Raw genomic sequence first — 12,545 nt, 5'->3', positions numbered from 1 at the left:
CCTTTGGTTTCACTGCAAGGTAAGCATTGCCTTTCGATTATCATCATTATAATCGAAACCTGACAACATTGCTATATTGATTTCGATTCCTTTAAAACTTCAGATATTCACTCCATCACTCGCTAGCTCCCTCTTCCTTCCACTCACAACCCTCAAGCACAATACCAAACTCACCCATACGCCTATACCTGAGAAAATCAAGCATACGAGCTGAAGCGAGAAGACATCTGCAAGTAATCCTAGCAAGAGCGTCAACACGATCTGTATGCTGCCTTGCACCATATCAGCGAGACTACCGAATCGGCCCATGAGGTCGGTTGGCACATGCTGTTGGTAGAAGGTGGTGTAGCCTGTGCTGGCAAAGGACATGAAGAAGCCGAGCAGGATGAAGGCAATCGTTGCGCTAATGAAGCCGGAAGAGGCGTAGAAGAGTACGTAGCAGACGGCTGTCAGCAGCATGCCCAGACTGATATACCAGCGAATGGCGATTCGCTTGCCAAGCAGTGCAGAGACAAAAGCGCCAGTAAGGGATCCAATGCCTGTAACGCTGACCATAAGCCCGTATTCTTGGTCAGACAGCAGCAAATGCTGCTTAATGTATGGAGCTTCCTGCGAGTCCACTGCAAATCCAAGGAGCATTGCGCTTTGGAACAAGATATAGATGGAGATAAAATATTTCGCTGAACGAGCGAACTGCGCTACTGTTTGCCAGTCCTTCATTAATACCTTTAACTTAATACGTTCACGCCCATTAGCCACATCTCTTTCGATATTAGGCAAGAAATTAATGCATAAAGCGCACAGGAAGAAGCTCACACCATTAATAAAGATACATAATTCGGTCCCAACAAGCATAATCAGGACGCCTGAGAGAGCAGGTCCTAACAAGAATGCGCTTGAGTTCGTCATACTCATGAAGCTGTTGAATCGTTGTCTGTTTTCAGAAGGAACGACTTTCGTAATATAAATGCTTGAGCTAGGTCCGAACACAGAACCAACAATTTGGATGATAAAGATCATGCCATAAATCATCCACAATGTAGTGATAAAGGGAATGATACAGATGAGTACACCTCGAATCACATCGACCCAGATCATGAGCTTCTTAATGTTCACACGGTCGATCACACTTCCTGACCAGAAGTTTGTTACGAGCAGGGCAATTGGTTTAATGACAAATAGTCCAGCCACAGCGGCTGCGGAACCTGTCAGATTCAAGATGGTTAAATTCAGTGCGATAAAATAAATCCAATTCCCAAGGTTCGACATTCCGATTCCTGTGATTAATAAGCTTGCATTTTTCCATTCCTTCATGGCGACACCTCGTTGTATAAGATTGTAAGCACGATAGTATCTATTAAATCATAGAAAAATAATTATTTATTATTCGAAATATTCCTTTTTATGTCGATTTTATGTATTTCACAAACTGATGGTTTACAGCAGAATTTTACGGGAATTTTAGTAATATTACATAAGCTCTTCCCATGCTGTCGATTTCAGTTATAATATAGAATTGATGATATTCAAATACAGGGAACTATTGTCGCTCGAGTACGTTTTTTTAGGGAGGAAGAAATGGAAGATAATACGATCATACGCTTTGAGAGCGTGAGCCAGAATTATGATGATGTGACGGTATTAAACGATGTCAGCTTCGAAATCGAACGAGGCAAGTTTTATACATTATTAGGTCCATCTGGCTGTGGAAAGACGACAATTCTCCGCATGATCGCGGGGTTTATTGAGCCGTCCGAAGGTAATATTTATTTTAACGGGAAGTTAATTAATCGGGTACCTGCCAATGAACGTCAGGTGAACACGGTTTTTCAGGACTATGCTCTGTTTCCGCATTTGAATGTATTTGAGAATGTAGCTTTCGGTCTACGTATTAAGAAAATGAAGAATTCACTTATCGAAACGAAAGTGAAAGAAGCGCTGAAATTCGTTAACTTGGAAGGCTATGAGTCAAGAGAAGTTAGGGAGATGTCAGGCGGTCAGCGTCAACGTGTTGCGATCGCTAGAGCGATTGTGAATGAGCCTGAGATTCTTTTGCTGGATGAACCTTTGTCCGCACTTGATCTTAAGCTTCGTACCGAGATGCAGTATGAATTGCGTGAGCTTCAGCAGCGTTTAGGGATTACGTTTATTTTTGTTACACATGATCAAGAAGAAGCTTTGGCGATGTCAGATGAGATCTTCGTCCTCAACCAAGGAAAGATTCAACAGTCTGGTACGCCAACTGATATATATGATGAACCGATTAACCGATTCGTTGCAGATTTTATCGGGGAATCTAACATTGTGCCAGGACGCATGCTAGAGGATTATCTTGTTGAATTCGCGGGCAAGCAGTATGAATGCGTGGATGGTGGTCTAGGGAAGAATGAGCCAGTAGAGATCGTGATTCGTCCCGAAGACTTGGAGATCAAGCCTGCAGGTGAAGGCAAGCTGCAAGTGCGTGTAGATACACAATTGTTCCGCGGCGTACACTATGAGATTAGCTGCTACGATTCATCGAATAATGAATGGCTCGTACACTCGACCAAGAAGGCACAAGTAGGGGAAGAGATTGGCCTCTATTTTGAACCTGAAGCGATTCACGTTATGCGTTTTGGCGAGACGGAGGAAGAGTTCGACAAACGACTAGAGATGTATGAAGAGGCAAACGACGATGAATAAGTCACGTAACCTCTATCTAGTTCCTTATGCGTTCTGGATTGTGTTGTTTGTTGTCGCGCCGATGTTGATGATTTTGTATTATTCGTTTTTTGATGTGGAAGGCAGTTTCACCCTGACGAATTATGCGAAATTTTTTACACCTGTTTATTTAAAAATGACATTGAGTTCATTCTGGTATGCATTTCTGATCACAGCATTCTCCTTGCTGGTTGCTTATCCAACAGCGTATTTGCTAACCAGAACCAAGCATAAACAGCTCTGGCTGCTGCTGATCATTCTGCCAACATGGATCAATTTATTGCTCAAAGCTTATGCGTTCTTAGGGATCTTCGGAACTTATGGAGCGGCTAATAAGTTTCTTGAGTTTCTTGGAATCGGGACACAGCAAATCTTGTTTACCGATTTCAGCTTCCTATTCGTATCGGTTTATATTTTCATACCGTTTATGATTTTGCCGATTTTCAATGCATTAGAAGAGTTCAATCCAAGATTAGTCGATGCGTCTCGCGATCTTGGGGCTTCAGCGTGGACCACATTCCGTCGTGTTATTTTTCCATTGACACTCGATGGGGTTAAGTCCGGCTGTCAGGCCGTATTTATTCCTGCGTTATCCTTGTTTATGATTACAAGACTGGTGGCAGGTAACCGTGTCATTACGCTGGGAACCGCGATTGAGCAGCATTTTCTCGTTACGCAAGACTGGGGAATGGGTTCGACGATAGCTGTGTTCCTCATTATTGCAATGGTGCTCATCATGATCGTAACTAGCGGCAGAGAGAAGGTGAAATAGATGAAGCGTACAGGAGTATTAGGCAAAATTTATTTATTGCTCGTGTTTGTCGTTTTATACGCGCCAATTTTCTATTTGCTCATCTTTTCTTTTAACAGTGCTGGTAATATGCATACGTTTGAGGGTTTTACGTTTAAATGGTATGAAGATGTATTTCAGGATACTCGTTTAATTATCATCGTGATTAACACGGTAATTATCGCGCTCTTATCTTCGGCGATCGCAACGATTATTGCGATCTTCGGCTCTATTGCTATTGTGAATGTTCGCAGAAGACGGAACAAAAATATGCTGCTTGCACTGAACAATGTTCTGATTGTAAGTCCAGACGTTATTATCGGGGCATCTTTCCTCATTTTCTTCACGATTATTGGGATTAAGCTCGGCTTTGCATCTGTGTTGCTGTCACATATTGCGTTTAGTATTCCGATTGCGGTGATTATGATCTTGCCTAAGCTGCAGGATATGAGCCCAACGCTAATTGATGCGGCGCTTGATCTTGGAGCTTCCAGACGAGATGTACTGACGAAAGTTATTTTGCCGTTTATCAGACCTGGTATTTTTGCAGGATTCTTCATGGCACTAACATACTCGTTGGACGATTTTGCGGTTACTTTCTTCGTGACAGGCAATGGCTTCTCAACGTTATCGGTAGAAATTTATTCCCGTGCCCGTGCAGGGATTTCACTATCCATTAACGCACTGTCAACGATCATTTTCTTATTCACTTTAGCGCTTGTGGTTGGATATTACTTTATTAATCAGCGCAGATCCAAGCTTAACGGAGTGGGGGTTAAAGAATGAAACAACTGACGCGTTCTCTTATTTTTGTGCTCGTTATCGCGTTCGGCTTGATGTATTTAACCTCGTATCTGAATAAATCGGAAGGCTATACAGGTGGAGATAACCTCGTTATTTATAACTGGGGAGATTATATTGACCCTGATTTAATCAAGAAATTTGAAGAAGAAACAGGAATAAAAGTCATTTACCAGACTTTCGACTCGAATGAAGCGATGTTGACAAAGATTCAGCAGGGTGGAACAACATTTGATATTGCGATTCCTTCTGAATATGCGATAAGCAAGCTAAAAGAAGAAAATCTGCTGATTCCAATTGATCATTCGAAGATTCCGAATCTCGAGTATGTGACAGATCGTTTCCTTAACCTATCATTTGATCCGGGTAATGAATATTCCATTCCTTATTTCTGGGGAACGGTTGGGATTGTGTATAACCCTGATTTAGTGGATGGCAAGACGTTTACGAGCTGGAATGATCTTTGGGATCCAAGCTTGAAGAACAAAATTCTACTGCTTGACGGTGCACGTGAAGTCATCGGAATGGGACTAAATAGCCTAGGTTACTCGCTGAATGATACGAATGAGGAGCATCTGCAAGAAGCTAAAGCTAAACTACAGGAGCTTACACCGAATGTGAAGGCGATTGTAGGGGATGAGATCAAAATGCTGCTAGCTAATGAAGAAGCGGCTGTTGGTCTTGTATGGTCAGGTGATGCTTCTGAGATTATGGACGAAAATGACAAAATGGATTATGTCATCCCAGAAGAAGGTTCTAATGTCTGGTTCGATAACATCGTTATTCCGAAAACAGCTAAGAACCTTGATGGTGCGCATAAATTTATTAATTTTATGCTAGATCCTGAGAATTCAGCGCAGAATGAAGAATATGTTGGCTACTCGACACCGAATGGCAAAGCATTAGAGTATCTTCCAGAAGAAAGAGCGACCGATGAGCGCTTTTATCCAGATGAAGAGATTACAAATAAGCTTGAGGTATACGATAATCTTGGTAAACGCATGCTGGCCCACTATAATGATCTGTTCTTAGAATTCAAAATGCATCGCAAATAAAATGAGTAATGTTATAGCACTTAAATAGCCGAAAGCGGTATACTTGGAGACAAGGGCCGCTTTCGTTTTTTTTGTTATGCATGTTAAGCAGAAGCGGAATACTAACATAAATATCAATTAAGATACGCGGGGATACAACATGAATAAGAAAATGATATTTTTTGATATTGATGGTACGTTATTGGATGAAGAGAAGCATTTGCCAGCTTCAACAAAGCAAGCAATTGCAGATTTGCGTGGAAAAGGTCATGAAGTCGCCATTGCAACTGGACGAGCTCCATTTATGTTCGAAGATATACGCAAGGAACTAAACATTGATTCGTATGTCAGTCTTAATGGTCAAGTAGTCGTTCATCAAGGAGAGCTTATTTATGGAAATCCGATTCGACCTGACTTGCTGCAGTCGTTCATGGAATATGCTACAGGTAATGATCATCCTTTGATTTATTCGGATCGAACAGATATGAAAGTCAATATGGATAAGCATATCCTGGTTGAAACTAGCCTTGCTCCTTTGAAGACTGCAATGCCAAGTTATGATCCCTCTTACTATATGAATCGCATTATTTACCAAATGATGGTATTCTGTACAGAAGAGTATGAGGAAACCTATAGATCAGAATTCCCGGAACTGAAGTTTGTTAGGTGGCATCCGGTTTCGATGGATGTTATGCCTGCTAATGGATCCAAGGCGAATGGCATTCAGAAAATGATTGAGAAGCTTGGTATTGATCGTCAGAATGTATATGCTTTTGGGGATGGACTAAATGATCTCGAAATGATGGAATTTGTAGGTCACGGTGTAGCGATGGGCAATGGACCTGATGCTGTGAAAGCTGCTGCCAAATATGTCACTAAGCATGTTGATGATGATGGTATTTTATATGGATTGCAGTTAGTTGGGCTATTATAAGGAAATGACTATTGAGCATAATCAAGTAAGGGATGTATCACCCTATAAAGGTATCGATCAGATGAGTAGAAGGGGTGAGCTGCAGTATGTCCAAATCAAAGCGTCGTAGAGAAGGCGAATTTAAACTGCGTAAACAAACTCAGAATCCTCACGGCAAGATTCGATCTTTGAAGGAAATTTCGGAGACTGTGGAATAATCACTTAATCATCCATTCGATTAAAGTCATGCCTTGGCGTCAAGGCATGGCTTTTCCTTATCATTCTAAGATATATTGGAGATCAGCAACATGCTAACGAATACGAGATTTACTATTGGTGAAATGTCCAAAATGCATCGCATATCTGAATCAACCTTGCGTTACTATGATGAGAAGGGGATTTTCCACCCGTCGATTGTTGATCCGCATACACAATATCGTTATTATACAATTGACCAGTTCTCTACATTGGATCAAATTAAATTTTTGCGGCATCTGAATATTTCACTTAAGGATATTAAACACTACATGGATAAGCGAACACCTTCTTATGCATTGGAGTTGCTTGTGCAGCAGAAGGAACTAATGATCCGGAAGCAAAAAGAAATTGAATACATGCTGCATAAAATTAATAACGGCATTGAGATCATCGAAGAGGGGATGGATACCCCGAAGGATATGGTTTTCTTTAAACATCTTCCTCAACGAAAGATAGCTGCAATCGGGATCGTACCGAACGCTACAGATGAAATGTTTGAATTAAGCATACATACGTTGCAGAATTCAGTTCTGCAAGACGGTCGTCTGAGTGAAATTATGCTGTATACGGGAGCCATTGGTGTTACCGTTGCCAAGGAAGCGCTTATTCGCGGGCAATTTCAAGCGTATAGTAGTGTATTTTTACATCTGAATGATGTTGATGATGTTATTTATGATGCGGATTATTTCGATTCGATTACTGAAGGACTATTTATCTGTATGAATCATCATGGTCCTTATGAACTGACGGAGCATACATACAAATTGCTGCTTCAGGAAATTGATGAAGCGGGGTATAAAATTATCGGAGATGCGATTGAGCTCTGCGTTGTTGATTTCTCCATGACAAGAGATCCGGAAGAATATATCACGGAAATTCAAATTCCTGTACACCTATTAAACGATTCAGCTGCTAACTGAATAGCATAAGATTGTTTATTGCCAGAAGCACTGATAACCGGATATCAGGTGCTTTTTTTATTCTTCATCTATTGACCTTCAAGTTACTTGAGGGTTTAGACTGTAGTGAGCAACAAGAAAAGGGGAATTTGTATGCAACAAAAAACGGTACATCAAGATTTAAGAAACAAGAGTGTCCATAAGCTGTTCGTATCCTATCTGATTCCTGCCGTACTGGGTATGCTGCTCATGTCTGTTAATATTATTATTGATGGTGTCATGGTCAGCAGAGGCGTTGGCGAACATGCACTCGCGGGTGTCAATGTAGCGTTGCCAGCGTTCTCAATTATTTTCTCGATTTCCTTATGGATTGGGATGGGGGGAGCCACCTTATATTCAATCGCATTAGGTGAAAATAAAGTGGATCGTGCAAGATCGATCTTCTCTCAGTCGATGATTTTAGCTGTGGTGATCGTAGGCATTTTAATGGTCATATGCTTATGGCGGTTAGAGGATTTGGCCAATATTTTCGGTGCCAATGAGGTGATACTACCTTATACCCTTGATTATTTAAACATTCTGCTGACATTCGGTATCATCTATGTGCTGGAGAATGTGCTAAGCATATTTATTCGCAATGACGGTAACCCCAAGCTTGCGATGCTGGGACTTATTCTGACCGCGCTATTGAATATCGTTTTCAATTATGTATTTATTTTTATTTATGGTTGGGGTGTGGAAGGCTCAGCTCTAGCGACCATAATATCTGCGGCGATTGGGTTTGTTGTATTATTGGCTCATTTCTTTCGAAAGAATAGCGTTTTGAAATGGTCGAAATTGCATTTTAAGTGGAAGATTGTGAAGGATATTCTCATTATTGGTTTTCCGAGTTTTGTTACTGAGATGTCTGTTGCGATCATTACGATAGGATTTAATTTGGCTTTCATCCACAATGCGGGGGAGACGGGAGTTGCTGCTTTTGCAATGGTGAACAGTGTTCACTCCATGGCGCTGCTCATCTTCTTTGGAGTGGGGGCTGCATTGCAGCCGCTGGCAAGCTTTAATTATGGAGCTCAGTTGTTCGATCGATTGAAGTCTGCGCTGCGGATTGCGATTCTGACGGCATTAATATTTGGAGTGATCGCTGTCTTAGTTGGATTGTTCTTTGGAGAATATATTGTAATGCTGTTTGATGTAAAGAATGACTTCTTATTAACCTTAACGATTAATGGAATCAGCCTGTTCTTCTTGCAATACCTCTTCCTAGGCTTCAATATTGTATATGCAGAGTACTATCAGTCCATCAGGCAGACCGCTAAATCTACTATGATCATCCTAAGCCGTGGTTTAATCCTTGTCTTACCTTTGTTATGGATTCTGCCGAAATGGCTTGGTGTGAACGGTATCTGGCTAGTTCCCGTCGCTGCTGAAGCAATAACGATGCTCGGTGTATTGGTGATGAATCGTGATAAGATTAAGGAAGTTAGCTTGAGGAAGGCTTAAGAGTTTCAATAGCATATGGTAGAGAGTAGGTCAAAATGAATGCTTTAAACATGCGTGGTAGAGGAGTCATATCCTCTACTTTAAATTTTTTTTATAAGTAACCCAACATTTCGGGCTTCCCGATTGTGTTATAAGTGAAAGGAGGTATATACGGTGGAAAGTACCTTGCAGCGTACGGGCAAGGAGATCACCGAAGTATATCACCGTCATGTGAATACCGTGTATAAGGTATGTTATATGCTGCTTAAAAAACCTCAAGACGCCGAGGATGCCACACAAACCGTATTTGTGAAGCTGATACAGTCTAATAAGGTATTTGAAGATGTGGAGCACGAGAAGGCATGGCTGATTGTCACGTCTCGAAACGAGTGCAAAAACAGACTAAAACACTGGTGGAGAAGACTCCGAACATCAATTGATGACGTTGACCCACAAGTGTTTTCAAAGCTAGATACGCATGACGAGGTGCTGGAGCAGGTGTTATCGCTATCCCTTAAATACCGTCTCCCCATATTTCTATTTTATTATGAGGGTTACAGCACCAAAGAGATCTCCTGCTTGCTAAGTATTAAAGAATCGACTATACGATCACAACTACATACTGCAAGGCAAATGCTGAAGCTCAAGTTGGGAGGTGAATCTGGTGAATGAAAAAGACTTGATCCACAGCATTTCAAAGATTGGCCCAACTGACGAACAGCAGAGCAAAATGCTGAGCGCTATAATCAACCGATCATCTCGGCAACAGAGCACCTTGAAACGCCGCTTGAGATTTGCTATTCCAGCTTTATGCATCATTTGCGCTGTATTCGCACTGCTAGTGATTATTCCACGTTTCACGCTTGAGCCAGTGATTTCACAGATTGAGGCGCAGCCTATGTCAGCATCGACAAGTAACTTCATGCGCAAGTATTTCAACTACAGCGGTAATCGTTATGAATTTATAAACAATGGCGCGCAATTCGATTTTTCTCAGGTGCCGCTAACCGAAGAACTTGGAACGCTGAATCATGAGATTTTACTCGACCGCAAAGCTGGAAAGATGCTCAAAGTAGATGAAGATCTCTCCACTACATTTGCTGTCGGGGGCACATTGTACCAAATCCCAGCATATAATTCTGCTTTTCGAATCGCAGTAGTTTATCAGGACAATTACTACATGGCCCAATTCGTAGGGCACTCTGACAATTCTCCTGTTTCTGCAAGTGAGTATTTCACGAATACTGGCCTTAGCGAATCGGCTAAGCAAATTGAACTTCTCAATTTTAGTGGTACGGAGTCCAAAGGCATCATTGGTCGTCATAAGACGGTTCAAGGGTTGATTGAGGAACTTGCACAATCTGTATTCGCTTCAGATTTAAAAGAGGAAGATTATATGGCTATCGGGAAAGCACAGTCGAGTGGCAACTCTTTCTTACTAAGGATTCACCTTGCTGATAAAACTAGCGTTGAGATAAATATCATTCCGGAACTTGGAATTGTCTCTATCGGTGACAATCGATATTATCTAACAAAGCAATTCATATCGGATTTTACTGAGCTTTTTGATGGCTTTGAGGTTACTGTCCCTGCCTATGAGCCACAACAAACAAACCCAAACATACCATAGAGAGGATGAATGTTATCATGAAAAACACATTCAAAAAAATAATTCCAACTACGATGCTTGCTACCATGTTATGTACAGTTTCCCTTCCAGCAATCGCTGCAGAGACTGAGGCGCTACAGCCTATCTCCGCACCTATAAGCTCGGAACTTAACAACTCTGTTACCTATATTTATGGTTCGTTAACAAAGTTGGAAAGTGGCCAATTCATGCTAGAAAACTCCAATGATAATGCCCTTTACAAGAAGATTATACTCAATGTTACAGAAGATACATTGATTCTTGATGCAGTTAAGGGCACTCCAGTCAAAATAGATGATGTCCAAGAAGGACAAATTGTATACGCCTATATCGGTATTACACTTGCTCTTAGTGAGCCGCCAATGGCAAATGCTGAACTTATTCTTTGCAATATTCCTGCCGACTTCGGTGTGCCTTCATACCATGAAATCACATCTGTGAAACATGCAGATGACAAAACGATTATTCTCACAACAAATGATAACGAAACAGTGAATGTCAGCTCAGACATTGAACTTACACCTTATCTGACGAAGAATATTGTAACCACTGATCATCTGATACCTGGCAGCAAAATCCTCGTCTGGAAGAGCAACTCAATGGTTCCAGGCTTTAAAAGTGTCCCTACGAAAATTATGCTATTCCCTTATTCCTATCGCGGGTATCTGGAGCTAGCGACAGACGGAGGGATTAGCATTAACGGAGAGGAGCTGAAAGAAGGAAGCTTAAAGGCATATCAGAATGCCGATGGAATCACTATGCTGCCACTTCGTGCAATCAGCGATGCACTTGATTTGACAGTAGGTTGGGATAATGATCGTAGTGCAGTTACTATTTCGAAGGGAGACCATGCGATATTCGATACGATAATCGGTACGGAAACTGCTACTGTTGCAGGTGAAAGTGTGTTTCTTCAAGCCAAAACAGAAACTGTTAACGGCTCCACTTTCATTTCTGCTCCAGACCTGAAGCAGCTTTTGAATATTGTACTCCCAACTAAATAAATTCAGAGTCAACGACACCAGCTCTAATGGTATGTCAAGTACTTCTTAACAACAAAACGTCCCACACACTCGAAATGGAGTGCAGTGTGGGACGTTCTTCGTCGTTACCAACAATTATAATTAAAGCTTCTTTTTCATAAAAATAGCGACTTCACCGTTCTCGACATCATGGTTGGTGTAAAAGGATAAATTGATGCCATCGATTTCCCGAATCTCCATATAAGTCTCCTTTAAGACCCTGTAGAACGATAATGTCTCACTCCGAATCGCCAGACGAGTAAGCAAGGGACCACAAAGACGATACCAGCGAGTGGGGCGAGTGCGTACAGGATACTGTCTGCCTCAGGCTTGTCCAGAATGTAGAGCAGCGGTAAATAGTTGACGCAGCCAAACGGAATGACGAAGGTGAAGAAGCGGGATGCCCATTTTTGATAAATGTTAAGCGGGTATTGGGACATTTCTCTACCACCATCGGTAAAAATATTGGCCACTTCCAGTCCTTGAATCGTCCAGAAGCTAAGGCTTGCCGCAAGGATGAAGATGCCTGAGAAAATAAACACACCACTTGTGATCATTAAGAATAGCGTTATCCCTTTAAGAATCGTCCAATCAATAGGCAGGCTGGCTACTGCCCACACTAACACGCTAACACTTGTTACTAATCGCCCCATTCGACTGAACTCGAATTTAGAGCCTAGTACCTGCACAACCGTGCTTCGAGGACGTACAAGCAATCGGTCGAATTCACCATTGATGACAAGCCCTGAAAATAAATCAAATCCCCTTGCGAAGCATTCGCTTATCGCAAATGCCATATGAATGACGGCAAAGCATAGCGCCACTTCGTGAAATTCCCAACCTTGAATTTGTCCGAATCGTTCGAATAAGAAGTACAGTCCAGCAAATACAGTGAATGGAAGAAAAAATTGACCGAACATTAAGAGATAGAAAGAAGTGCGATGCTGCATTTGAGATTTGAAGTGAATTAGTAAATATTTGCCATAAAGTCTCATTGC

General features: G+C 41.6%; 13 protein-coding genes. 11 read left to right on the top strand and 2 right to left on the bottom strand.

Features of this window, described 5'->3' with window-relative positions:
- Nucleotides 1-99: 99 nt before the first annotated feature.
- Nucleotides 100-1,314, bottom strand: coding sequence for an MFS transporter (locus tag E0485_RS19165; RefSeq protein WP_132419689.1), 1,215 nt, complete (start codon nucleotides 1,312-1,314; stop codon nucleotides 100-102).
- 264 nt (nucleotides 1,315-1,578) lie between these two features.
- Between E0485_RS19165 and E0485_RS19160 the strand changes: the two genes are divergently transcribed.
- The 11 genes from E0485_RS19160 (at nucleotide 1,579) to E0485_RS19115 (ending at nucleotide 11,529) form a co-directional block, all read left to right on the top strand.
- Nucleotides 1,579-2,682 carry an ABC transporter ATP-binding protein gene (locus E0485_RS19160; RefSeq protein WP_132419688.1) on the top strand — a complete coding sequence of 368 codons (1,104 nt, stop codon included), beginning with the start codon at nucleotides 1,579-1,581 and terminating at the stop codon, nucleotides 2,680-2,682.
- A complete protein-coding gene (locus tag E0485_RS19155) occupies nucleotides 2,675-3,472 on the top strand; it encodes an ABC transporter permease (RefSeq protein ID WP_132419687.1) in 798 nt (265 codons plus the stop codon). Before E0485_RS19160 ends, E0485_RS19155 begins: the two co-directional genes overlap by 8 nt.
- Nucleotides 3,473-4,276 (top strand): ABC transporter permease, encoded by an 804-nt coding sequence (locus E0485_RS19150; RefSeq protein WP_132419686.1) that lies wholly within the window; start codon nucleotides 3,473-3,475, stop codon nucleotides 4,274-4,276.
- Entirely contained in the window at nucleotides 4,273-5,346 is a 1,074-nt protein-coding gene (locus E0485_RS19145) for an ABC transporter substrate-binding protein (protein WP_132419685.1), read from the top strand. The genes E0485_RS19150 and E0485_RS19145 overlap by 4 nt, the downstream gene beginning before the upstream one ends.
- Before the next feature lie 139 nt (nucleotides 5,347-5,485).
- Complete coding sequence (locus E0485_RS19140) at nucleotides 5,486-6,259, top strand: Cof-type HAD-IIB family hydrolase (protein WP_132419684.1); 774 nt, start codon at nucleotides 5,486-5,488, stop codon at nucleotides 6,257-6,259.
- An 86-nt stretch (nucleotides 6,260-6,345) separates the two neighbouring features.
- Nucleotides 6,346-6,456 (top strand): DUF6254 family protein, encoded by a 111-nt coding sequence (locus E0485_RS25550; protein ID WP_235857634.1) that lies wholly within the window; start codon nucleotides 6,346-6,348, stop codon nucleotides 6,454-6,456.
- Between the two features lie 90 nt (nucleotides 6,457-6,546).
- Nucleotides 6,547-7,416, top strand: coding sequence for a MerR family transcriptional regulator (locus E0485_RS19135; protein ID WP_132419683.1), 870 nt, complete (start codon nucleotides 6,547-6,549; stop codon nucleotides 7,414-7,416).
- Between the two features lie 132 nt (nucleotides 7,417-7,548).
- On the top strand, nucleotides 7,549-8,898 hold the full coding sequence (locus E0485_RS19130; RefSeq protein ID WP_132419682.1) for an MATE family efflux transporter: 1,350 nt from the start codon (nucleotides 7,549-7,551) through the stop codon (nucleotides 8,896-8,898).
- 153 nt (nucleotides 8,899-9,051) lie between these two features.
- On the top strand, nucleotides 9,052-9,549 hold the full coding sequence (locus tag E0485_RS19125; protein WP_132419681.1) for an RNA polymerase sigma factor: 498 nt from the start codon (nucleotides 9,052-9,054) through the stop codon (nucleotides 9,547-9,549).
- Nucleotides 9,542-10,507, top strand: coding sequence for a hypothetical protein (locus E0485_RS19120; protein WP_132419680.1), 966 nt, complete (start codon nucleotides 9,542-9,544; stop codon nucleotides 10,505-10,507). Before E0485_RS19125 ends, E0485_RS19120 begins: the two co-directional genes overlap by 8 nt.
- A 17-nt stretch (nucleotides 10,508-10,524) precedes the next feature.
- Nucleotides 10,525-11,529: a copper amine oxidase N-terminal domain-containing protein gene (locus tag E0485_RS19115; RefSeq protein ID WP_165921230.1), complete on the top strand. Its 1,005-nt coding sequence runs from the start codon at nucleotides 10,525-10,527 to the stop codon at nucleotides 11,527-11,529.
- A 230-nt stretch (nucleotides 11,530-11,759) separates the two neighbouring features.
- Here the strand turns inward: E0485_RS19115 and E0485_RS19105 are convergent, their stop codons facing one another.
- Nucleotides 11,760-12,542, bottom strand: a complete 783-nt coding sequence (locus E0485_RS19105) for an ABC transporter permease (protein ID WP_132419678.1) — start codon at nucleotides 12,540-12,542, stop codon at nucleotides 11,760-11,762.
- Nucleotides 12,543-12,545: the final 3 nt, after the last annotated feature.

This window comes from Paenibacillus albiflavus (genome assembly GCF_004344915.1).
Taxonomy (GTDB): Bacteria; Bacillota; Bacilli; order Paenibacillales; family NBRC-103111; genus Paenibacillus_AM; species Paenibacillus_AM albiflavus.
Note: the sequence above shows the minus strand (reverse complement) of the source record. Positions and strands in the feature narration are given on the sequence as shown.